We start from the raw sequence: 22,007 nt of genomic DNA on the forward strand, positions 1-22,007 counted from the left end.
CTTCGTTAAAGTCGTACCATCGTTTTCGAGGGAGTTGCCATGAAGTTTCGCCTGGGTTTAGGGTGCGTTGTGCTGTGTTTGGTCGGCTGGGCGGGCCTCGCGCAGGCTGCCGGCAATAAGGTGCAGATTCAGTTCTGGACAATGCAGCTGTCGCCCTTTCACGACGACTATGTGCAGGCCGTAATTCGTGAATTTGAGCAGGAAAATCCTGAAATTTCCGTCAAATGGGTTGATGTGCCCTGGAAGGAAATGGAAAAGAAAATGCTGGCCTCTGTGGCGGCCGGTACCGCGCCGGATGTGGTGAATTTAAACCCCCAATTTGCCGCCAAACTTGCTGAATTCGGCGCTTTGGCCGATCCCGAGCAGTATTTAACGCAGGCCGAAGTGGCCGCTTATTTGCCGAATATCTGGCGTGCTAACCGCTTTCAGGGCCAGGCGTTTGCGTTGCCTTGGTATCTTTCTACCACCATTACCATCTACAACCGTGCGCTGTTGGATGAGGCCTATGTATCCGTGCCGGAGAGCTTTGCGGAGCTTTTGACTGTTTCGCAAAAAGTGCGCGAAAAAACAGGTAAATATGCGTATTTCCCGGCTATGGATGGCAGCCGTCCGCTGGAAAATATGGTGGCCATGGGCGTGCCCTTGTTGTCTGAAAATGGTGCAGCCGTCGGCTTTAACAATGCCCGCGGTGAAGCGTTTTTTCAGTTCTATCGCGATCTCTACCAGCAGGGGTTAATCCCCAAAAACGTGCTTACCGAAGGCCACCACAAGGCTGTGGATCTGTTTCAATCCGGCGAGGTGGCCCTCATTACCACCGGCATGCAATTTTTGCAGTCGATAAAAACCAACGCGCCGGGCCTGTATGCACAGGTTGGCGTAGCGCCGCAGTTAAAGGCGCCGGAAAGCCTGGCCAATGTGGCGGTTATGAATGTGGCTGTGCCAGCAATTTCCAAGCACAAGGTGGCGGCCTTTCGCTTTGCGCGCTTTGTTACCAATCATGAGAACCAAATGGCCTTGGCGCGCCGCATTCCACTGCTGCCCTCTACCGTTGAAAGCTATAGCGACCCATTCTTCGCTATGCCCGAAAACCCAAGTTTGGTAGATCAGGCCCGTGCGATTTCAGCCCGCCAAGTGTTGGCCGGTGGGGTGTTAGTGCCACCGCTGCCAAAGTACAGCAAGCTCAAAACCAGTTTTGTATACAACCTGCAGTCGGCCATGGTGGGCAAGCGCCCGGTGGCCGAGGCACTGGCCGATACCGCGCGTACCTGGACGCTATTTTTAGCGCCCAAGCGGCCAGCCGATACAACGGCACTGGAGGCAATAAGTGGCCAGTGATCGCATGTTTATTGCAGCCGACATTGGCGGCACAAAAATTCGCGCAGGCGTGTTCGATGCGAATTTAACCCTGTTGCAAAGTGTGCAACGGCCAAGCAACGCAACCAGTGGGCGCGAGGCGCTACTGGTGGCTTTGGCCGCGGCCATTGATGCCGTTATCGAGCCCTTCGCAAACAAAAATTTTGCCGGCATTGGCATTTCAACGGCCGGTGTGGTGAACGCAAAAACCGGTGATATAGAAGACGCCACAGAGGCCATTCCCGGCTGGCGAAACACGCGCCTTGGTGGCCTGTTGGCTGCCCGTTACAAGGTGCCGGTGGTAGTGGAGAACGATGTAAAAGCCGCATTGCTGGGCGAGCTGCACGCAGCCCCCGCGCTTTGCGCCGGGCGGGTTGTCATGCTCACGCTCGGCACCGGGCTTGGCGGCGCGTTAGCCGAGCGCGGGCAAATTGTTGCAGGTGCACGCCATCTGGCCGGTCACTTTGGGCGCATGCCCATGCCGAACCCTTGGCACTTCGGCCAGTGGCTCACCCTTGAGGCGCTGGTGTCTGGCACGGGGCTTGCGCGGGTGGCCAATGAATCGGCCGTGGGCGATGTGCGTGAAACTTTCGCCAATGGCCACGCCGTACTTGATGCCGTGCAGGCAGGCAATACACAGGCGGCACGCGGGCTGAATCTTTTTTGTGATTATCTGGCCATGGCACTGCAGCAAATCGGCTGGTCTTTGGATCCGGATCATATTGTCTTGGGCGGCGGCCTCACCGAGGCGCGCTCACTTTGGTGGCATTTACTTGAAGCGCGGCTGGCCGAGGCCGGCCAGCCCTTGCCAGTTGTTGCTGCCACTTTAAATAACGATGCCGGCATGGTGGGTGCGGCCACGTTAATTCGTGATCGCCTTAACGCGCCGCAAAAGGATGCTCACGATGTTAAGTAAATCCAACCAATCAGCATTGGCCCCGGCATTGGCGGCATCAGGGCGGGCTCCTCGCCGCCGGGTGCAGGTGGCGGGCTTGGTGCGCGCTCTGGTTCCCTACGCGTTTTTATTGCCGGCGTGTGCAATTATCGGAGCTTTTGTGTTGTACCCCATGCTGCACGCCATCGCGGCCAGCCTTACAGATTACAACATGATTACCGAGTCTAACTTTGTGGGGCTCGATAACTACGCCATGCTGCTGGAAGATCCTTTCTTTTGGAACTCCTTGAAAAACACCTTGCTGTATTTGGTGTTTGTGGTGCCGGTGCTTGTGGTTGCTCCCATTTTTCTAGCCATGCTTGTGAACAACGCGCTGCCAGGCATCAAAATGTTCCGCGCGATATTTTATTTGCCGGTAATCACATCGCTCGTTGTTACGGGGTTGATCTGGAAGTGGGTGTATGAAGAACAGGGGATATTAAATTATTTCCTGCTATCAACAGGTATAACCGACAACCCCGTGGCCTTCCTTACAGACCCTGCCAACGCGCTTTTCTCTGTAATGGCGGTGACAGTCTGGACGGGGCTGGGTTACTACATGGTGATTTACCTGGCGGGCCTGCAATCTATCCCGCGCCACTTGTATGAGGCCGCCGAAGTGGAGGGCGTATCCAAGTGGCAGCAAACTATTCATATCACGATCCCGCTACTTAAGCCTTCTATTGCAGTGGTTGCGGTAATGTCTTCCATTGCGGCCATGAAAGTATTTGAAGAAGTGTACGTCATGACCCAGGGCGGGCCACTGGATGCCACCAAAACCCTTGTGTACTTCATTTACCAAAGCGCGTTTGAAGAGTTCGAAATGGGCTACGCAGCCGCCGCAGGCGTGGTGCTGTTTTTGCTGACCCTGGTGCTCTCGATGATCAACCTGTTTTTACTGAGAAAAGATCGATGAAACATTCAGCCTTTGCCATAGTGGGCAGGTACCTCGCGCTTGCAGGTGTTGCAGTGCTCACCATGGGGCCATTTTTGTGGTTAATGTCTACCGCGCTGAAATCGGGCAGTGAAAATATTTTTGCCTACCCACCAGCCTTGTTGCCGGAGTCGCCCACGCTCGATAACTTTGTGCGCGTGCTCGAAACCCAGCCCTTTATGCTGTACCTGAAAAACAGCGCACTGGTGGCGTTGCTGTCGGTAGGGGCTAATTTGCTGTTTGCATCGCTTGCGGCCTACCCATTGGCGCGCATGAACTTCCGGGGCAAAAATCTTATTTTCCTCGTGCTGCTAAGCTCGATGATGATTCCGTTTCAGTTACTGATGATTCCCGTGTACGACATCGCCATCAGCCTTGGCTTGCAGAATTCCTACTTGGGGTTGGTGCTGCCACATGCCTGTACCGCCTTCGGGGTGTTTCTCATGCGTCAGGCATTTTTGGGCATTCCCCGGGCGCTGGAAGAATCGGCCATGCTTGAAGGCCTGAACCGCCTGCAAATTTGGTGGCATGTGTTGATCCCGCTTGTGAAACCATCGCTGGCAACCCTTGCGGTGTTTAGTTTCATTGCCGTGTGGGGCGATTTTTTATGGCCGCTCATTATTCTTGACGACCCCTCCTATTACACCTTGCCGCTTGGCGTGAATCGCCTGGCCAATACTTTCTCTATGGATTGGCGGCTGGTGGCAGCCGGAGCCATATTTTCCATAGTGCCAATTTTAATTGTGTTTATTTTCAGCCAGAAATATTTCATTGAGGGCGCCATGCGTGGCGCTGTGAAGGGGTAGGGTACCAATGAGTTATCAAGAAGTTGCTGTGGTTGTCCAAACCCACTGGGACCGCGAGTGGTACTTTGCGCACCAAACATTTTTGGCGCGCCTGTTGCGCGTCATGGGGCAGGTGGTAGATCAGCTCGACAGTGGCGACCTGCACAGTTTTCTGTTCGACGGGCAAGTTTCCGCCATTGAAGATTTTTACCAGCAGGCAGAGCCGGCACTTGCCGCGCGTGTGCGGGCCCATGTTGAAGCCGGGCGCATCGTTATTGGCCCATGGTACATCATGGCCGATGAATTTTTGTGTGCAGGCGAGTCGCTGGTGCGCAACCTGGAGCTGGGTATTGCCCGTGCCAATGCGTTGGGCCGGGCGCAAAAGGTGGGCTACCTGCCCGATACCTTTGGCCATATATCGCAGATGCCGCAATTGCTGCAGGGCTTTGGCATTGATAACGCCGTTGCCTGGCGTGGTATAGACAGCCCGCAGTCGCAAGTGCAGTGGCAGGGCGCAGACGGTTCAGAAGTATTTATGGTGTTTCTGACCGAGGGCTACTACCAGCACCCCTTTAACACCGAAGATTGGCGCGCGGCACTTAACAGCTACCTAAATAAAGTGGGCCCACGTGCAAAAGGCCAGCCGCTGTTGCTCACCCAGGGCGGGGATCACCTGCTCACCGCTAATGGATTGGCAGAAAAAATTGCGGCCTTTAATGGCGAACAGTCCGAGTACCGGCTGGTGCAATCAAGCCTTGAATCCTACATAGGTAAGTTGCAGGCGGAGCCCTCGCACTTGCCAACAGTGCGCGGTGAATTGCGCGATAACCGCACAGCGTTTGTGCTGCCCGATGTATTGTCTACCCGCCAATACCTGAAGCGTTTGAATCAGGCTATTGAAGATCGCCTGCTAGGTGAAATTGAGCCGCTGCTCGCCGTTGCCGCGTTAAGCGATGCAAGTTTTGAATACCCCGCGCGCTACCTAGAGCTCACCTGGCAGCTGCTGATTGAGCAGCACGCGCACGATTCCATCTGCGGCTGCAGTGTGGATGAAGTACACAGTGAAATGGAAACCCGCTTTACCCAATTGGCCCAGCGGCTGGATGCCTTGAAAGCCCAGGCGTGCCTGGCACTGGGTATGAGCGGCGATCAGCAAGCGCGGGCCCGCGCGCAGCTTGCCCCAAGCCCCTTTGCCGATGACGCTAAAGTGTCGCTATTTAACCCCAGCGCCAAAGCCCGCAGCGGCTGGCAAGTGCATGAAGTTTTTGTGCAGGGTATGCCGCTCAACAACCTGCAATTGCGCACACTGGAAGGCAAAGCGCTTGCCTGTGTGGTATTGGATGTGGCGCCGGCAGAGGAGTTTCATTCGCCCGTTGATGACTTCCCGGATATGTTGGCAGGCCACCGCTACCGCGTGGCGGTAAAGGCAGATCTTGCAGGCCTTGCCGTTAGCGCCTGCGCTTTGCAGGGCGATCAGGTTGAAACTTTGGAATCCACAGGGCCCCAGGGCTTCAACCAGGCCCATGGCCGTGCCCAAGCCGCCGTGGAAAACAGCCACTACCGTATTGCCGTTACAGACGGCCAATTGGAAATTACCCACAAAGCCCGCGGCCAAACCTTCGCCAATGCGCTGGCTATTGTGAGCGAGCTGGACGGCGGTGATACCTACAATTTTTCACCGGTGGGCGATAGCCGTTTTGTAGCAACCCTTACCGAGGCCACGGCCTGGGAAGTTAACTGCCCGGATGCGCGCGCACCCGCAAGCATTCAGGAATTGCACCTGGAGTTTTCATTGCGCCAGCCTGCAGGGCTTGATGATGAGCGCAAGCCACGCACGGATTTTGTAACCAGTAGCGGGCAAATGCGGCTGCGCTTGTTGCCCGAGAGCACACAAATCGATGCGCAATTAACCTGGCATAATCGCGCCTGCGATCAGCGTTTGCGCCTGGAGATTGCGCTCGGCCAAGAGGTTCAGGAAATTGCCGCAGACAGCGCCTTCGATTGGGTGAAGCGCCCCAAGGTGTACCACTGCAACAAGCAGGTGAGTGGTCAACAGGAATCACCGGTGGCGGTGATGCCCAGCCAATCTGCGGCTCAAGCAGGCCCTGTGGCATTTATTCACCGCGGCTTGCAAGAACTTTCATTGGTGCCAGGCAACAACCAGGATTACTTTTCTGCAACGCTCTTGCGCAGCGTGGGTTGGCTTTCGCGGCGCGACCTGGTGACCCGTGGCTTAGGCGCGGGGCCAGATCTCGCCACCCCGGGCGCTCAATGCCTGGGCGAGCACGGCTTTGCGTTCGCACTGGCCTTTGATGCCCCCCAAGCTGCCACCTTGTTAGACCGTGCCGATGCCTGGCGCCGGCCTGTGGTGGCAGTGCGTGGCCATGTTAAGGCGGCAGGCTTGCCTGAACTCACGCTTACCGAACAGGCGCTGCAAATTAGTAGCCTTCGCAGAATTACCTGGCAAGGCGAACAGGCGTTGAGTGTGCGGCTGTGGAACCCAACTGAACAACCACTGCAGGCTGAATTTAATCAAGCGCCCTGTGCGCGTATTTCCTTGGGCGGCGAGACGGTTGCGTTGAGCCCAACCGTGGGCGCACGCCAAATTGCCACATTTGCTTTCAGTGGAGGTGCGCTACATGCATAAGCCCGCTAAAGGCCTGCCCAAAATTCTGGCGCTGCCTGTTGATGGTCGCCCGGTAACACGCGAGCAAGTGCAGCAGCTTGCATTGGTTGCCGGTTGCGAGTTGTTGTGCCCGCCGGTTTCCGCGCTGGGCTATTTTCGTGAAGCAGCCGACCGCGACGCCCTGAACGAGTGGGTTAGCGAGCACGCGGCCAGTGCCCAAGGGTTTATTTTTTCACTGGACATGCTGGTATACGGGGGCCTCGTGCCCAGCCGGTTTATTGACGACGAGCAATCACAATTGCAGGCGCGGCTGGCGTTTTTGCAAACCCTGAAAGCGCGCTTCCCGGAAAAGCCCCTGTACGGCTTTTGTGCCACCATGCGCATGAGCAACAACAACGAAAATGAAGAAGAAAAGCGCTACTGGGCAGATTACGGCACCGATATATGGGCCTGGTCTTACCATACCGATCGCTTCAGTTGCCTGGGCGAGCCGGCCGACAAGGCCCGCGCCGAAGCGGCCCGCGGCTTAATTCCAGAGGCAATACAGCAAGATTATTTGGCCACGCGCGCGCGCAATTTTAGCGTTACCCAGTCAGTACTTGAGCTGGTTGAGCAGGGCGTAATAGACAGGTTGATTCTGCCTCAAGATGACACCGCCGAGTATGGTTTTAACATCGCCGAGCGGCGCGCGCTGCAGGCCGCGGTAGAGGCAAAAGCGCTGGCTGACAAAGTATTAATTTACCCGGGCGCCGATGAAGTAATTTACACCTTGCTGGTGCACCAGTTATGTCATTTGGGACAGTTCAAACCCATTAAGCTTGCACTGCTACCGCACCATGAGCAGGCGCTCATGCAGATGGTGGCGCGCTATGAAGATCGCCCGGTTATGGAATCTATCCGCTGCCAGATACATGCAGCCGGTGCCGAACTTGTAGACACCCCAGAGGCGGCCGATGCCCTCATAGCCGTGCATTGCCGTGGCCATTTGCAAGGCGACTGGGCCATGCAATATCCCCTCGAGCAGGATCTGGGGTTTGACGCAAGTTGGTGTGACGCACTTGAGCAATATTTACAGGCAGGCGCTAAACCCGTTGCGCTCTTGGATCTTGCCTATGCCAATGGCGCAGACGCAGAGCTCATAGAAAGGTTAAGCCCAACCGCGCTCGGGCACCTTGTGGCTTTTACCGCATGGAATACCGCCAGCAATGCCATTGGCAGCCTGGTGGCACAAGTGTGCGCAGCCGTCGGTACCGGCAGCAGTGGAGGGCCCGAAAACCAGAAGTTGCTAGCCACCCGGTTGCTGGACGATTTTCTCTACCAATCAAAATGGCGGCAAACTATTCGCAAAGCGCAGCAGACCCAGCAAACAGCCGATGGCGAGCAAGGGCTGCTTGAATCCATGTATTTGCCGGCCGCACGCCAGTGGTTGGAACAATCGCCGTTCACGGCCGTTGCACTTGAATCTGTGTATTACCCCTGGGCGCGCACCTTTGAAGTGGGGCTGGTATTGGCTGATACGCCCGCAGAGGAGGCAGTTGATGCGTAACTATTCAGCCGATGTCGCCATTATTGGCGCAAGCCTGGGCGGCGTACTGGCAGCCTGGCAATGCGCGCGCGCCGGTGTAAACACTTTGCTCACCAGTGAGTTTGCGTGGATCGGCGGCCAGCTCACAAGCCAGGCTGTACCACCCGATGAGCATCGTTACATAGAATCTTTCGGCGCCAGTGAAAGCTACCGCGATTTTCGCCATGCAATCCGCGCCCATTACAAAGCACAACCCGGTTTTATAGATAACAGCCAGATGACCGAAGGCACTAACCCCGGTGACGGTTGGGTGAGCCGCCTGTGTTTTGAACCGGCTGTGGCAGAGCAATACCTGCGTGAACTATTGGCGCCTTTCATTGCATCCGGGCGGTTACAGGTGTTGGAACTTACACGCCCCACAAAGGTAGAGCGCAACGGCAGGGCCATCACCCGGGTTGAAGTGCAGTCCGATGCTGGTGCCAGTGTAATTGCTGCACGCTACTTTTTAGATGCCACCGATACCGGCGATTTACTTGCGCTGGCTGATGTGCCTTTCCGTTTGGGCAAAGAGGCGGCCGATGAATTCAACGAGCCGCAAGCGCCTGCTGTTGCATCGCCGGCTGATCAGCAGCCGGTTACTGTGGTGTGTGCGCTGCGCCAGCACCCTGTGCCCCAGCCGCCCATTGCCAAGCCTCTGCGCTACGCATTCTGGCGCGAGTATGTGCTGCCTCATTACAACTACCCCTTGTTCTCGGAATACTTGCCCGGCCACCCGGGGTTTGCCTCTATCAAGCTACCGCTGTTTTCACGCGCGGCTCAGGCTGGCCACTACCAGGATCAAACGCTGGATTTATGGCGCTACCGGCGCGTGGTGGCCGCCCATAACTGGGCAGATGGGCGCGCCGATGTGAGCCTGATTAACTGGGCGCAAAACGACTATGGCCTGCACCCGCTGCTTGAAGGCGCGCAGGCAACAGAATCTGAAGTGGTTGAAGCCGCGCGCGAATTGACGCTGTGTTTGGTGTACTGGCTGCAAACCGAAGCGCCGAGAGATTGCCTGGGCGATGGCGGTAAAGGCTTTGCCGAACTGAGCCTGGCACCGGATGTAACGGGCACTGCCGATGGCTTGGCGCAGCAGGTTTATGTGCGTGAATCGCGCCGCATTGTGGCGCTGCAAACGCTAACCCAGTGCGACATTATCGCCCCTGAAGGTGACGAGTCCTGGGCGCCGGCAACCTGCGCAAACAGCGTGGGCATTGGCCTTTACAACATGGATATTCACCCAACCTGCGTGTCGGGTATGGGCACCAATGCGTCTGTGCGCCCGTTCGAGTTGCCGCTGGGAATTTTCATTCCTGAGGCAATAGATAACCTGCTGCCTGCCTGCAAAAACATCGGCGTTACCCATCTGGTTAATGCTGCAACCCGCGTGCACCCCATTGAATGGCTGGTGGGCGAGGTGGCGGGCCTGTTGGCCGCCGAGTGCGTGCAGCACGAATGCACGCCCGCAGATATCTACAACAGTGGTAGTGCTACCCGGCAACTCCAGAATCGCCTGCAGGCGGCAGGTATTCCTCTGCACTGGCCGCAATCGCCGGCTGCAAAACTGCATTCATAACAAAGTATTTGAGAAGCGTAATGGCAAACTTAAAAATCAGTGGTGTGAAGAAGCGCTTTGGTGAAACCCAAACCATTCATGGCGTAGACCTTACAATCGAATCGGGCGAATTTGTGGTATTTGTGGGCCCCTCGGGCTGCGGCAAGTCTACGCTCTTGCGCATGATTGCAGGCCTTGAAACCGTCACCGAAGGGCAGGTGCACATTGGCCAGCGCGAAGTCACCCGCTTGGCACCCAGTGAGCGTAAAGTGGCAATGGTGTTTCAGTCTTACGCACTTTACCCGCACATGACCGTGGCCGATAACCTGAGTTTTGGCATGCGCATGCGTGGCGAACCGCGTGCGGAAATCAGCCAAAAGGTAGAGCGTGCCAGCAATGTATTGCAGTTGGCCGACTACCTGGCAAGAAAGCCGGGCGAGTTGTCTGGTGGCCAGTGCCAGCGCGTTGCCATCGGCCGGGCTCTGGTGCAAGACCCAGACGTATTTCTATTTGATGAACCTTTGTCGAATCTGGATGCAGAGCTGCGGGTAAAAATGCGCACGGAAATCGCCGAGCTGCACGGCCGCCTGGGTGCCACCATGATTTATGTTACCCATGATCAAACCGAAGCCATGACCCTTGCCGATCGCATAGTGGTGCTGCGCGATGGCCGCATCGAACAAGTGGGCGCGCCGATGGATTTATACCGCAACCCGGCCAATCAATTTGTAGCAGGCTTTATCGGCTCGCCCAAAATGAATTTTCTGCCGCTAGCCGTTGCAAGCCAAAGTGCAGCGCAAGCCACTGTGGTAGTGGGTGAACAGCAAATGAGTTTTGATCTGCAAGAAAATGGGCTGGAAAATGCGGCTGAGGCCGTGCTTGGTATTCGCCCCGAGCATTTGTTTTTCAGCCAAAACGGCCCCTTGAAAGCGCAGGTAAAATCTACCGAGCGCCTGGGTGCCATCAGCTTCGTGTACTGCACCTTGGCCGACACTGTGGTGTGCGTGCAAACAGCAGAGCCAAGCCTACCGGCTGTTGGTGAGACGGTAGCGCTCGATTTCATCCCGTCACATGCCTACCTGTTCAACACCCAGGGCCGCACTGTCTCATTGGACAAAATATAACAGGGGATCCACTTTGGAAAAGGTAATGCGTAAATGCAAGGCACTGTGCCTGTTACTGGGCGCTGTGTTGTTTATGGCGCCGATATATCTCAACGCAGCAACTGCGCCCTCAGTTGGGCCTGATGCTGCGAGTGCGGGCAACTTACCCCAAGCGGTACGCGGTGTGTGGTTAACCAATGTAGACAGCCAGGTGCTTAATTCCCGTGCGGGTATTGAAGAGGCGGTGGCCCTGTGTGCAGATATTGGTATTAACGCGATTTTTGTAGTGACCTGGAATAAGGGCCGAACCTTGTACCCGTCGGCCATTATGAAAAACTTTTCCGGTGTTGCGATGGATCCGGCGTTAGACCCAAACAATACCGGCCGCGACCCTTTGCAGGAACTCATTGACGCCGCGCACCGCAAGAACATCAAGGTATTTGCCTGGTTTGAGTTCGGCTTTGCGGCATCCTATCAGCGCGCGGGCGGTGAACTGGTGGCGCGCAACCCCCACTGGGCAGCACTGGGTGCTGATGGCAAGTTGGTCACCAAAAACGGCTTCGATTGGCTTAACGCTCTGGATAAAGACGTACAGCAATTTATGAACTCGCTGGTGCTAGAGGTTGTGAACAATTACAACGTCGATGGCATTCAGGGCGATGATCGATTACCGGCACTGCCTTCCGAGGCGGGCTACAACCCTGAAACTGTGGCGCGCTACCGCAGCGAAATGGGTATTAATCCGCCGCGCAATAGCCAAGAGCCTGCCTGGGTTGATTGGCGTGCAGCCCAGCTTAATGACTATGCCGAGCACTTGTACCGTGAGGTAAAAGCCGCTGATGGCAGTGTGTGGGTATCCTTTTCCCCGTCGGTGTTTCCCTGGTCTAAGCGCGAGTACCTGCAAGACTGGCCTGCCTGGCTTGCCGCCAACTCCGTTGATCTTTTGATTCCGCAACTTTACCGGCATGACCTGCAGCATTACGAAGATACGCTAAAAGCGACACTTGACTACATCCCGCAAGAAAAACGCGCGGCATTCGCGCCTGGGTTGTTAATTAAGGTAGGTGAAAAAAAGCCCTCTGTAGCCATGCTTGAAGGCATGTTGGATGCCAACCGTGCGGCGGGCATTCGCGGAGAGGTGTATTTCTTTTATGAAGGGTTGGCGGATTTTCGCGCGCAAATAAAGCGCCGTTACGATGCAGACCCGGTGGTTTTTCCCAGCCTTTAGTGCGCATATAGAAATGCCGCAACAGGTTTTGAGCAATAGCAGGAGGCACTTGTGATAAATGTTGTATGTTTTGGCGAGGCCTTGGTGGATATGTTGTCCAGCCGTGTAGCCAAAGGCGACGCAGCCAACGCCCAGGCCGAACAGTTTACCAAGTATGCCGGCGGCGCACCGGCCAACGCAGCGGTTGCAGTTGCAAGGCTGGGTGGTGCAGCAAAATTTGTGGGCATGTTGGGTGATGACATGTTCGGGCGCTTTTTACAGGCTGAGCTACAAGCACAGGGTGTCAACACCGAGCATGTGCAAACTACCCGCAGTGCCAAAACCGGCTTGGCGTTTGTATCCCTTGATGAGCACGGCGAACGTAGCTTTGAATTTTACCGGCCGCCGGCGGCAGATTTGCTCTATCGGCCCGAACATTTCGACGCGGCAGTTTTTCAAAGCCCCGGCATTTTTCATGTGTGTACCAACAGCCTCACCGAAGACGCCATTGCTGAAACCACACAGCAGCTTGTTGCCAGTGCGCGTGCCCATGAGTGGTTGGTAAGCGTAGATGTAAACCTGCGCCACAACCTTTGGCCCGAGGGCCGCGCAAATCGGGACAGGGTAAATGCATTATTGGCCGAGGCCGATGTTATTAAGTTTAGCCTTGAAGAGCTTGAGTACCTGGCCGATGGCAGCGACCATTTTGTATCAGGCCTGCTTAAGCAACGCGCCAAACTGATATTAATTACCGATGGCAGCCAGCCAGTGCAGTGGGTGACCGCCAATGATTGGGGTGGCGTACATCCGCCTGCAATTCGTGCGGTAGATACCACCGCCGGTGGCGATGCTTTCATCGGCGCCTTGCTTTACCAGCTGGCAGCGGCAGACATTTCAGCCAATCAATTACCGGCCTGGTTAAGCGAAGGTGCGCATGAGCGGGCCATCAAATTTGCTTGCGCCTGCGGCGCGCACGCGGTATCCCGAAGGGGGGCCTTCGTGGCCCTGCCCGGGCTTGCCGAAGCCGAAAAAGTCTTTGCTGAACACTACCCAAATTAAGGAGTACGCCATGCCCAGTGCGCCAAATTTCAAGAGCGCTGCCTTTTTACGTGAGCATGTTGATAGCATTCTCGCGTTCTACGAGCCCCATGTGGCAGATCCAGTGCATGGCGGCTTTCATCAAAATTTCTACGATGATGGCACGCCATTTAACCCGGGCGATAAGCACCTGGTGAGCAGCACCCGCATGGTGTTTAACTATTGCAAAGCCTACCAGCACGCACAAACGCCCGAGCGCAAGGCGCAATTTAAAGCGCGTGCACTGGCGGGCCTTGAGTACATTCGCACCCAACACTGGGATGCCAGCCGCCCCGGCTACCACTGGACACTGAGCGTTAATCAGCCGGTAGACAGTACCAATCACTGCTATGGCCTGGCGTTTGTGATACTGGCGTTTTCAAGCTGTTTGTCAGCGGGCGTGGCCGACACCCGCGCCGAGTTGTATCGCACCTGGGATCTGTTAAATGCCAAACTTTGGCTGCCGCAATCTGGCCTTTATGCCGATGAAGCCAGTGCCGATTGGCAAACCGTCAGTGATTATCGTGGGCAGAATGCCAACATGCACTGCTGTGAGGCGCTCCTGGCAGCGCACCAGGCAACCGGCGATGAGGTGTTTCTGGAGCGTGCCTATACACTGGCTAACACCGTATCGGTAACGCTTGCCGATAAGGCAGAGGGGCTGGTGTGGGAACACTTCACGAAAGATCTGGCAATAGATTGGGATTACAACCGCGACGACCCAAAAAACCTCTACCGCCCCTGGGGCTTTCAACCCGGCCACCAAACGGAGTGGGCAAAATTACTGGTGCTTTTGCACCGGGTAAAGCCCGAGGCGTGGATGCTCACCCGTGCACAATCCCTGTTTGATCGCGCGCTTGAAACCTGCTGGGATAGCGAGCAGGGCGGCATTTTTTATGGCCATGCGCCAGATGGCAGTATTTGCGATGACGATAAATATTTTTGGGTGCAGGCAGAAAGTTTTGCCGCAGCAGCCCTGTTGGCAGAAGCCACAGGCGAGGCACGCTATTGGCAGTGGTACGAAAAAATCTGGCAGTACAGCTGGGCGCATTTTGTGGATCATCAACACGGTGCCTGGTACCGTTTGCTAACCGCAAATAATGAAAAAACGAGCAATCAGAAAAGCACTGCCGGTGGCAAGTGCGACTACCACACCATGGGCGCCTGTTGGGAAGTGTTGGGTGTATTGGCATAGCGCGCGGGCTTGATTTGATCTATAGGTGAGCAACCCCATGCAGCGCTACCCCGCAACGGACGGCCGCATTTATAAGGCGGGCTATTGGCTTAAGGCCGCTGCATGCAACGATTTTTCAACGGATACCCAGGCATCCAGCGCTGGCGCTATTGCATTTGACTGGCCCGGCACCCGCGTCGTTTTTCGGTGCAGGGCGCAGCGAATTGTGTTGCATTTCTCCGGTGCGCAAACGTATTTTCAGGTGCGTATTTTGGCGCCTACAGCAAACGGCTTGCGTGAAGTATCGTCAAGGCGTGTGCGTGCCGGTTGCGATATCGCGATTGACCTTGCCGCACAATCTGCCTCTGCTACCCCCGATGACGAGCGGCTGGTGCATATTGCGCAGTGCTCTGAGTGCCGTAACCAACCGGTGGTATTTCACGGTGTTTCCCTTGATGGTTGCCTGCTTGATCAGCTTGCCGATGCCGGCGAGGCAGCCGGGTTATCGGCCACAAACACTGCTGATACTTTTGACGGGGTTGATGAATTTTTTGGTGCAGCCCCGGGGCGCTGCTCGCCACGCTTGGAATTCATCGGTGATTCCTATTTTGTGGGCTATGGCAATCTGTTGCCTGAAACCGCGCCCATGCGTGACGGTTTACCTGATGATCAGATAGACCAACATACCGATACCCAGCAAGCCATGGCGGCCCTTGCCGCCGGTTACCTGAATCTGCCTTGGCGTTTGCGGGCAGTTTCAGGGCGGGGGCTAGTGCGCAATTATCCGGGGCAGGCTTTACACTTGCCCACCCTGCCTGAATGCGTCAACCAATCGCTCCACGCGGCCCCACTTGCGCCAGCCATTAGAGCAGCCCAATTGCATACCGGGCCCGTTATTTATGTCGTAAATCTGGGCACCAACGACTTCTCCACACGCCCGGACGCCGGCGAAAAATATACCGAGCTTTCGTCATTGCGTGCGGCTTTCTTGGAAAAATATACCGAGCTTGTGGCACAACTATGTACCACGCATGCTCAGGCAAAGGTGCTACTAGTGGGTGTGCCGCACCCGAATTCCTCGCTACAGGCAAGTCTGCTGCAACAGCTAGCTGGCCAACTGGGTGCGCATCTACCCGTGCATTTTTGCCAGTTGCCCGAGGTGGGGCTGCACGGCTGCGATGCCCACCCGAACCTGGCCGGCCACAGGCAGTGCGCACAGGTTTTGGCAAAGTCATTGCGCCGAATACTGCGCTAGCATAACCGCTTGTTGTGTTTACGCCTTAGGTTGAAGGCTGCTTTGCATCGTGCATTGCTGCAACCTTCGGTAAGGCTAACACTCCCTCCAGATCTTCACACACCCGGGCGATTTCCTTTTCGTTCCAGGGGCTTTTTTCGCCGCTGTAGTAAATGTTGTTGTAAATCAGGCTTGCCGGGTCGTGGTGATTGCGCACTATGTGCTGGCACAAGCCAATGCGGGACGCGGTGGGGCAGGCCTGCTTTAAGAGTTTTGCGCCGGGCAGCGATTCACAGCCGGATTTCAAATCCAGCAGTTTCTCTTGCTCGGCGTCGGGAATGGCGTATTCGCGGCATTGATGGCCGTGTGCTATTAGCTCGCAAGCGTAGCGCTCGGCACCTTTGAGTGCGGCAATGCGGGCTTGGGTGGCGCGGTGTTCGGCAGCTTTGTACTCTGCATAGGTGCCGGTGTGGTCGTCGCGGTACACGTCGTGAGCGTTGTGCTGTTCGTGTGCACTGAGCACCAGCGAGGTAAGTGCAATAAAGCTTACTGCCAAAGTGATGAAAAAATTACGCAATGTCATGAGTGTCTCCTGCAAGACGTGAATCTAATAAATGCGTTTTCTGAATGATCTATTGAAGCCATAGCAAACCTCCAAGCGCGGTGGTGGGGCTGCAATTGGCAGCAACGCTGTGGGTTGCTGCCAATTAAGCCTGTAGGCTGTATGGCCGCGTTAATCGAGCGCCTCGTATTTCCGGCGCAGATCATCACCGCACAAATTGCACGTTACCGACTGGGTGCATTGATGCACGGCTTTGCCCTGCAAATTGGTTGTGCTTTGGCAGTCGGTTGTGAGTGCTTGCGCATCGCCCGGGTAGCAGCTGTCTTGTGCTTCTTCCAGGGCGCCGGCAATGGCCAAGGATGGATTGGCATGGGTGTGGGTGCCTTCAATTATGGTGGCTTCACACTCTGTGTTTGCATCCTTCGATTGCCCATAACCATTAAAGGAGGCCGCAATCAGCAACGCTGTAATACAAAATCTTAAATTGAACGTGTGCAACATAACGCCTCCTCAGTAGCCCTTAAAGACGGTGAACTGATCGATTATTTGGTTGTCGGTATTTTTGAAGTAAAACTCCGCGCGATCATCATAAAAGGTGCCAAACAATGCGCCGTATTTTGCACCCTGGGTGGAGGTGTAAATGCTGGCCCACCAGTTTCCGTTGCGCTCCTGGTCGCGTATGCCAATACCGCCCAGGCCTGATACGAAAGCGAAAGTATTGCCCTCGCTTACCGTAAAGGTCGAGCTAGTGGAAGCCAGGGTTTTGTCGCTCATGTCGCTTAGCAGGTGGGTGCGCGAGTAGGAGTGCTCGTGGCCTGTAGCAATAATGGCGCCTTGCTGGCGACAGGTTTCGTAGGCAGTCCAACCCACCTCGTCGCCCTTGCCGCCCACTTGCATATCGCGCTGGTTTTTGTGCCAGGCACAAATGCGCCAGTTGCCATTGGGCAGGCTGTTTAAACTGTTGCTGATGTAGGTTTCGTGCTCGGCACGTGAACCGGCAGAGCCAATGGCCGAAAGCACAATAGACACATTTCCGAAGTGACAGGTCATTTGTTCTGCATAGGTGCCATTGCACTGCACGGACGATTGGGCGTTCAACCGGGCCTCACCAAAGCCGCGTACATCGTTGAAGTTGCTGTCGCCGTAATCGTGATTGCCCGCGGCAATGATGGCGGGGTCGTTACCCAGCGTGTTGCGCACCATGGAATCCCAGTTGTCGTCGCGGGTGGCATTGTAGGAGGTATCTCCTGCCACTACCGTAAGTGCCGCGCCTTCCTGCGCAATAAGGTTCAATACATTCTGGAAATTGGTGCCGGTGCCGGTATCACCAATAAATGCAATCTTTACGCCCTCACTGTTATTACCGCCGTTGTCGGCCGGGCCTTCAAACTCCACCACCAATTGCGGGGCCTGGCTTGCTGAGCCGTTAAAGGATTCCGCCGTGCGCTCGCCGGTGCCCTGGATGATCAGCGCCAGCTCGTTGCCGCTTTGCCAGCCGCCACGATTTACCACTTCCTGAATGATATTTTTCAAGTTTGGCGTGCGTTGATCTATTCCGGCGGCACCCACGGTATTCCAGGCCGGTGGCTGCCAATTAACCGATGCACTGGTTGTAGGGCGGCTGGAAACATTGTGCGGGGCGCTGCCAAAGGGTGCCGCGTTGTTGACGTCTTCAGCGCGAATGGTGAGATTTGTTGCGCTGCTGTTTACTTCATCTGCGGTAAATTGCACATAGGCATTGGTAATGGTTGTGCCTTGGGCAATGGGCAGGTCGCGAAAGCGCAGGCCAACGGTTTGGCTGCTGCCATCGTAGGTTAATTCAAGGTCTGTGCTGTCTGGGTAAATAGACCCATCGGCCCGTTCTTCCACATCGTCTGTGCTGCTTGTGATGCGCTTACTGATGGTGGTTGTTTGTACGGCCACTTGGTACTCGATGGTAAGCAGCGGGGCCTGATTGCTTGCGCCATCGTAGGATTCTGCTGTGCGCTCGCCACTGCCGGTAATAATGAATGCCATTTCGTTGCCGCTGCTCCAGCCGTTGCGGCTAACAACCTCCTGCACCAGTTGCTTGAGGTTGGGCGTGCGTTGGCCGCTGCCTGCGGCGCCCACATTCGTCCAGGTGCTGGGCTGCCAGTTAACCGAGGCGTTTGTAGTTGCGCGGCTGGAAATATTGTGGCTGCTGTTGGCAAAGGCCGCCGCGCTGTTGGTGGCCTCTGCGCGAATGGTCAGCGAGGTGCTGTTGCTGTTGGTTTCATCGGTTGTAAATTGAATGTGGGCGTTGGTAATGGTGGCCCCTTTGGGTACCGCTATATCCTGAAAGCGCAAACCCACGGTTTGGTTGCCGCCATCGTACACAAGCTCTATGTCGGTGCTGTTGAAATACATGGAGCCATCGGCGCGTTGCTCGGCGTCGTCGTTGCCATTGCTAATGCGCTTGCTGAAGGTGATGCTCTCGGCCATAGCGTAGCTGCCAGCCATAAGGCACAGCAACGCAAGGCCACTGGTGATGTGTTTTATCATTTTCATGCCACCTTAGTCAGGGTAGGGGCGGCACACATGGGTTCCATGCCTTGTGTAACCGCGTAGATGTTATTTCCGTGATGTATGGCGCAGTGCGTCTTGCCGACCAACGCGGGGAATCTAGCGCAGCTATTTGACATAGCTGTTACACTTAGGTGACAAATCAGGTGGGTTGATTGCGATGTGATACAGGTGGCAGTTTCGTGTTACTTGCCGCGCACAGCCTGATGCCAGATAGATAATGCCGGATACTATAAGAACTCAGTATGTTTACAGCTTTTTACCTGTGGGCCACATTGCACGCCTTATTTTTGGGGGTGGCTATTCCCTGCATTCGCGCCAATATTGCCAATGGTTTTTTAAGTGCCTTCTTTCTACTGACTTCACTCAATGTGCTGTTTCAGCACCTGCTGGTGTTTACGGATTTTCGCCTGGCCTACCCTGAATTTGTGTTTGTTTCTGATGCCATTGGTTTTTGCTATGGGCCGGTATTGTACTTGTACTACCGGCAATTGATTTTTGAGCGCTTTGAGTGGCGCCAGGCACTGCATTTTGTGCCTGCAATGGCCTATGTGTTGTACTTTTTTGTGGTGGAGATGTGGTTTAAGGGCCCCTTTGTTTTTGAAAATTACATCCACCAAAATCAGCATGCGGTGGTGTTGTGCTTGATTGTGGCATCCACCCTTAGCTACTTGTGCCTGAGCCTATACTCCATTAAGCGTAACCGTAATTTACGGGGGGTTGAGGAGTTCAAGCTTATCTCGTGGCTGGATTTGCTGATTTTCGTGTTTCTTTTAAAATCGGTACTTAATCTTTTTATATTTGCCTTTCACGCGATTCTTGGCGAAGAAATATTCGATGCAGTGCGCTTGGGCAAAGATATTTTGTTTATTGGCAGCACTGTGGCGATTATTGCTGCCGCCCAGTGGTACTTAATGCGCCACCCGCAGGTGATTTTGCACGGTGCCATGGCCGATGCCGACGATGATGATACCTATGAGGGTGATGAGCCGGCAGTTCTAGATGTTCCCTGCAGCAAGGCCGGTGTGCATTCCCAGGCGGCTGCCCGAAGTAGCGTTGAGGGTACGGAACCTTTGCCGGCCCCGGCCCTTGATGAAAACACTGGCGCGGCCCGGCCTGGCGTGGCCCGGCCTGGCGCGGCCCGACCTGACGCGGCCCGACCTGACGCGGCCCGACCATCAACTTCAAATGTGAAACCCGCACTCGATGCACAAGCTGATGCAGGCCAACCCTCAGGCGCGCAGCCTTCTGTTGCGCCTGAGGGTGGCGCAGAAAATCTGCCCGATGCCGAGCGCAACGCCGAACGCCTTGAGGCGTTGATGAAACAAGATAAACTCTACCTGGACGCCACACTTACGGAAAAGGCGCTGGCCGAAAAGCTGGGTGTGCCCAGTTATTATTTATCGCGCCTGTTAAACCAGGTGGTGGGCAAGCGCTTTAATGAATACATCAATGAAAAGCGCGTAGAAGAGGCCAAGCGGCTGTTGCTGGCAGCAGATTCCAATAATAAAACCATGTTCGCTATATCGCTGGATGCAGGCTTTAAATCGGAATCGGTTTTTTATACCAACTTCAAAAAATTTACCGGGGTTACGCCCCGGGTGTTCAAGGTAAAACACGCCGTTTAGCAAACACGCCCAAGTTTACATGGGCGTGTGCCGTGGGTTACTTCGTTTTGACTTCTTCCCATTCTTCGCGCTGGGCATCTTTGGTTTTTTCAATGTAGTGCTTATCTAGCGCGGGTGAATCGACATAAGATTCCCTGAGCGTTGCCAGCTGCTGCTTGAGTTTTTTCACCACCGGCGCGTAGGCGGGGTTGAGGTATACATTGTTAAGCTCATCCGGGTCTTTTTCCAGATCGTAAAGCTCCCACTCGTCTATATCGTAGTAAAAGTGAATCAATTTATATTGGTGGGTGGTGATTGCGTAGTGGCGCTTAACCATGTGAATGGCAGGGTAGGCGTAGTAGTGGTAGTAAAGTGCATCGCGCGCCCAGGTGCCTGTGCGCGCCCCGGGCGCAAGCAGTGGCAGCAGCGATTGCCCGTGCATATCTTCGGGGATCGGTTGGTTTGCCAGTTGTAAAAAGGTGGGCGCGTAGTCGATATTCTGCACCAGCGCGTCGCTGACTTCACCGGGTTTGATGGCATTGGGCCAGCGTATGATTAACGGCACCTGCATGGATTCGCGGTAGGCGAAGCGCTTGTCGAACCAGCCGTGTTCGCCCAAAAAGAAGCCGTTGTCTGAGGTGTACACGATTACCGTGTTTTTATCGAGCCCTTGGGCTTTCAGATAGTCCATGAGCCGGCCTACGTTTTCATCTACCGATTCAATGGTGGCCAGGTAATCTTGCATATAGCGCTGGTATTTCCACTCTACCTTTTCGGCATCGGTCATGGTGGGCCAGTTTTCTTCAAAATCGCGATTAATTTTCTCAAGGGTTGGCTCATAGGCGGCCCGCTGCTCGGCGGTAACGCGCTTGGTGTAGGGGTCGTCAAAACCCCAGGATGAGGGCGCAATGGGCGGCTCTACTTTATTCATGCCGAGGTAGGTTTGCGGTTTTATTTTGCTGTCGTGGCTGTAGCGCATGTGATCGAGCAGCCGCATTTCAGCGGTTTTTGCGGCTGTGCCCCGGCCTTCGTAGTCGTCCATCAACGTGGGCGGGAGCGGGAATTTTTTGCCGTAGTACTTGGCAAATTTATCGGCTCTTGGCCACCAGGGGCGATGGGGCGCCTTGTGTAAATAGGCCAGAAAAAACGGCTTGGATTTATCGCGCTTTTTGTCCAGCCAGTTGATGGTCACATCGGTAATCAAATCGGTGACATAACCCTCAAGCCTCTGGGTGCCGGTGGGCGTGATGAAATCGGGATTAATGTATTCCCCCTGGCCCGGCAAAATCATGAAGTCGTCTACGCCCTTGGGGTTGTTGCCAAAGTGGAGCTTGCCAAACATGGCGGTTTGGTAGCCTGCACGCTGCAGCAATTGCGGGAAGGTGGTTTGGCTGTCGTCGAATGGCTGCACGTTATCTACCTTGCCGTTCACATGGCTGTGCTTGCCCGTGAGAATGGTTGCCCGCGAAGGCGCGCAAATGGCATTGGCCACAGTGGCCTGGGTGAAGCGCATGCCTTCAGCGGCAAGCTGGTCAATATTGGGGGTATCTATCAACTGGCTGCCGTAGGCGCTGATGGCTTGATAGGCGTGATCATCAGACATCATAAATATGATGTTCGGGCGAGAATCTGGCGTGGCAGCAGGCGCATCTGCAGAGGTGGTGCTGGCGGTGACAATGCTTGCTAACAGGCAGGCCACGGCCTTTGCTGCTTGCTTCATGGTTGGCTCCTTGGCGTTTATTTTTCTG

Annotated in this window: 17 protein-coding genes; 13 read left to right on the forward strand and 4 right to left on the reverse strand. The window is 55.3% G+C overall.

The genetic code is table 11. The features are described from left to right. The first annotated feature begins 39 nt into the window (after positions 1-39). Genes L1F30_RS01840 through L1F30_RS01895 form a run of 12 tightly spaced genes read left to right on the forward strand, consistent with a single transcriptional unit; the run spans position 40 to position 15,570 of the window. Positions 40-1,335, forward strand: coding sequence for a sugar ABC transporter substrate-binding protein (locus L1F30_RS01840; RefSeq protein WP_253358665.1), 1,296 nt, complete (start codon positions 40-42; stop codon positions 1,333-1,335). Next, complete coding sequence (locus L1F30_RS01845) at positions 1,325-2,269, forward strand: ROK family protein (RefSeq protein WP_253358667.1); 945 nt, start codon at positions 1,325-1,327, stop codon at positions 2,267-2,269. The genes L1F30_RS01840 and L1F30_RS01845 overlap by 11 nt, the downstream gene beginning before the upstream one ends. Continuing rightward, a complete protein-coding gene (locus L1F30_RS01850; RefSeq protein WP_253358669.1) occupies positions 2,259-3,203 on the forward strand; it encodes a carbohydrate ABC transporter permease in 945 nt (314 codons plus the stop codon). Before L1F30_RS01845 ends, L1F30_RS01850 begins: the two co-directional genes overlap by 11 nt. Then, positions 3,200-4,027 (forward strand): carbohydrate ABC transporter permease, encoded by an 828-nt coding sequence (locus L1F30_RS01855; protein ID WP_253358671.1) that lies wholly within the window; start codon positions 3,200-3,202, stop codon positions 4,025-4,027. Before L1F30_RS01850 ends, L1F30_RS01855 begins: the two co-directional genes overlap by 4 nt. A gap of 7 nt (positions 4,028-4,034) precedes the next feature. Continuing rightward, positions 4,035-6,653, forward strand: coding sequence for a glycoside hydrolase family 38 C-terminal domain-containing protein (locus tag L1F30_RS01860; protein WP_253358673.1), 2,619 nt, complete (start codon positions 4,035-4,037; stop codon positions 6,651-6,653). Continuing rightward, positions 6,646-8,178 carry a DUF4127 family protein gene (locus L1F30_RS01865; protein WP_253358675.1) on the forward strand — a complete coding sequence of 511 codons (1,533 nt, stop codon included), beginning with the start codon at positions 6,646-6,648 and terminating at the stop codon, positions 8,176-8,178. Before L1F30_RS01860 ends, L1F30_RS01865 begins: the two co-directional genes overlap by 8 nt. Next, positions 8,171-9,775 carry an FAD-dependent oxidoreductase gene (locus tag L1F30_RS01870; RefSeq protein ID WP_253358677.1) on the forward strand — a complete coding sequence of 535 codons (1,605 nt, stop codon included), beginning with the start codon at positions 8,171-8,173 and terminating at the stop codon, positions 9,773-9,775. Before L1F30_RS01865 ends, L1F30_RS01870 begins: the two co-directional genes overlap by 8 nt. Positions 9,776-9,795: 20 nt before the next feature. Then, entirely contained in the window at positions 9,796-10,878 is a 1,083-nt protein-coding gene (locus tag L1F30_RS01875; protein WP_253358679.1) for an ABC transporter ATP-binding protein, read from the forward strand. A gap of 25 nt (positions 10,879-10,903) precedes the next feature. Beyond that, the gene (locus L1F30_RS01880) at positions 10,904-12,085 is read left to right on the forward strand and encodes a glycoside hydrolase family 10 protein (RefSeq protein WP_253358681.1); all 1,182 of its coding nucleotides are present in this window, start codon (positions 10,904-10,906) and stop codon (positions 12,083-12,085) included. Between the two features lie 51 nt (positions 12,086-12,136). Beyond that, complete coding sequence (locus tag L1F30_RS01885) at positions 12,137-13,123, forward strand: carbohydrate kinase (protein ID WP_253358682.1); 987 nt, start codon at positions 12,137-12,139, stop codon at positions 13,121-13,123. 10 nt (positions 13,124-13,133) lie between these two features. After that, the gene (locus L1F30_RS01890) at positions 13,134-14,336 is read left to right on the forward strand and encodes an AGE family epimerase/isomerase (protein WP_253358683.1); all 1,203 of its coding nucleotides are present in this window, start codon (positions 13,134-13,136) and stop codon (positions 14,334-14,336) included. Between the two features lie 37 nt (positions 14,337-14,373). Further along, complete coding sequence (locus tag L1F30_RS01895) at positions 14,374-15,570, forward strand: GDSL-type esterase/lipase family protein (protein ID WP_253358684.1); 1,197 nt, start codon at positions 14,374-14,376, stop codon at positions 15,568-15,570. 25 nt (positions 15,571-15,595) lie between these two features. Here the strand turns inward: L1F30_RS01895 and L1F30_RS01900 are convergent, their stop codons facing one another. The 3 genes from L1F30_RS01900 to L1F30_RS01910 form a co-directional block, all read right to left on the reverse strand. Continuing rightward, on the reverse strand, positions 15,596-16,132 hold the full coding sequence (locus tag L1F30_RS01900; protein ID WP_253358685.1) for a hypothetical protein: 537 nt from the start codon (positions 16,130-16,132) through the stop codon (positions 15,596-15,598). Positions 16,133-16,282: 150 nt separating this feature from the next. Then, positions 16,283-16,612 (reverse strand): hypothetical protein, encoded by a 330-nt coding sequence (locus tag L1F30_RS01905; protein ID WP_253358688.1) that lies wholly within the window; start codon positions 16,610-16,612, stop codon positions 16,283-16,285. 9 nt (positions 16,613-16,621) lie between these two features. Beyond that, the gene (locus tag L1F30_RS01910; protein WP_253358695.1) at positions 16,622-18,631 is read right to left on the reverse strand and encodes a metallophosphoesterase; all 2,010 of its coding nucleotides are present in this window, start codon (positions 18,629-18,631) and stop codon (positions 16,622-16,624) included. A gap of 266 nt (positions 18,632-18,897) precedes the next feature. Here L1F30_RS01910 and L1F30_RS01915 point away from each other — a divergent pair, with 266 nt between their 5' ends. Next, complete coding sequence (locus L1F30_RS01915) at positions 18,898-20,280, forward strand: AraC family transcriptional regulator (RefSeq protein WP_253358697.1); 1,383 nt, start codon at positions 18,898-18,900, stop codon at positions 20,278-20,280. 37 nt (positions 20,281-20,317) lie between these two features. On the opposite strand, the gene L1F30_RS01920 is transcribed toward L1F30_RS01915, so the two are convergent. Further along, positions 20,318-21,979 carry a sulfatase gene (locus tag L1F30_RS01920; RefSeq protein ID WP_253358699.1) on the reverse strand — a complete coding sequence of 554 codons (1,662 nt, stop codon included), beginning with the start codon at positions 21,977-21,979 and terminating at the stop codon, positions 20,318-20,320. Between the last annotated feature and the right edge of the window lie 28 nt (positions 21,980-22,007).

This window comes from Simiduia sp. 21SJ11W-1 (assembly GCF_024138675.1).
Taxonomy (GTDB): Bacteria; Pseudomonadota; Gammaproteobacteria; order Pseudomonadales; family Cellvibrionaceae; genus Simiduia.

What these genes read in the sequence shown, in the direction of transcription:
- L1F30_RS01860 (WP_253358673.1), top strand. Translation starts at nt 4,035, where the DNA reads ATGAGTTATCAAGAAGTTGCTGTGGTTGTCCAAACCCACTGGGACCGC.
- L1F30_RS01895 (WP_253358684.1), top strand. Translation starts at nt 14,374, where the DNA reads ATGCAGCGCTACCCCGCAACGGACGGCCGCATTTATAAGGCGGGCTAT.
- L1F30_RS01905 (WP_253358688.1), bottom strand. Translation starts at nt 16,612, where the DNA reads ATGTTGCACACGTTCAATTTAAGATTTTGTATTACAGCGTTGCTGATT.
- L1F30_RS01850 (WP_253358669.1), top strand. Translation starts at nt 2,259, where the DNA reads ATGTTAAGTAAATCCAACCAATCAGCATTGGCCCCGGCATTGGCGGCA.
- L1F30_RS01910 (WP_253358695.1), bottom strand. Translation starts at nt 18,631, where the DNA reads ATGATAAAACACATCACCAGTGGCCTTGCGTTGCTGTGCCTTATGGCT.
- L1F30_RS01920 (WP_253358699.1), bottom strand. Translation starts at nt 21,979, where the DNA reads ATGAAGCAAGCAGCAAAGGCCGTGGCCTGCCTGTTAGCAAGCATTGTC.
- L1F30_RS01875 (WP_253358679.1), top strand. Translation starts at nt 9,796, where the DNA reads ATGGCAAACTTAAAAATCAGTGGTGTGAAGAAGCGCTTTGGTGAAACC.
- L1F30_RS01900 (WP_253358685.1), bottom strand. Translation starts at nt 16,132, where the DNA reads ATGACATTGCGTAATTTTTTCATCACTTTGGCAGTAAGCTTTATTGCA.
- L1F30_RS01855 (WP_253358671.1), top strand. Translation starts at nt 3,200, where the DNA reads ATGAAACATTCAGCCTTTGCCATAGTGGGCAGGTACCTCGCGCTTGCA.
- L1F30_RS01880 (WP_253358681.1), top strand. Translation starts at nt 10,904, where the DNA reads ATGCGTAAATGCAAGGCACTGTGCCTGTTACTGGGCGCTGTGTTGTTT.
- L1F30_RS01870 (WP_253358677.1), top strand. Translation starts at nt 8,171, where the DNA reads ATGCGTAACTATTCAGCCGATGTCGCCATTATTGGCGCAAGCCTGGGC.
- L1F30_RS01865 (WP_253358675.1), top strand. Translation starts at nt 6,646, where the DNA reads ATGCATAAGCCCGCTAAAGGCCTGCCCAAAATTCTGGCGCTGCCTGTT.
- L1F30_RS01890 (WP_253358683.1), top strand. Translation starts at nt 13,134, where the DNA reads ATGCCCAGTGCGCCAAATTTCAAGAGCGCTGCCTTTTTACGTGAGCAT.
- L1F30_RS01915 (WP_253358697.1), top strand. Translation starts at nt 18,898, where the DNA reads ATGTTTACAGCTTTTTACCTGTGGGCCACATTGCACGCCTTATTTTTG.
- L1F30_RS01840 (WP_253358665.1), top strand. Translation starts at nt 40, where the DNA reads ATGAAGTTTCGCCTGGGTTTAGGGTGCGTTGTGCTGTGTTTGGTCGGC.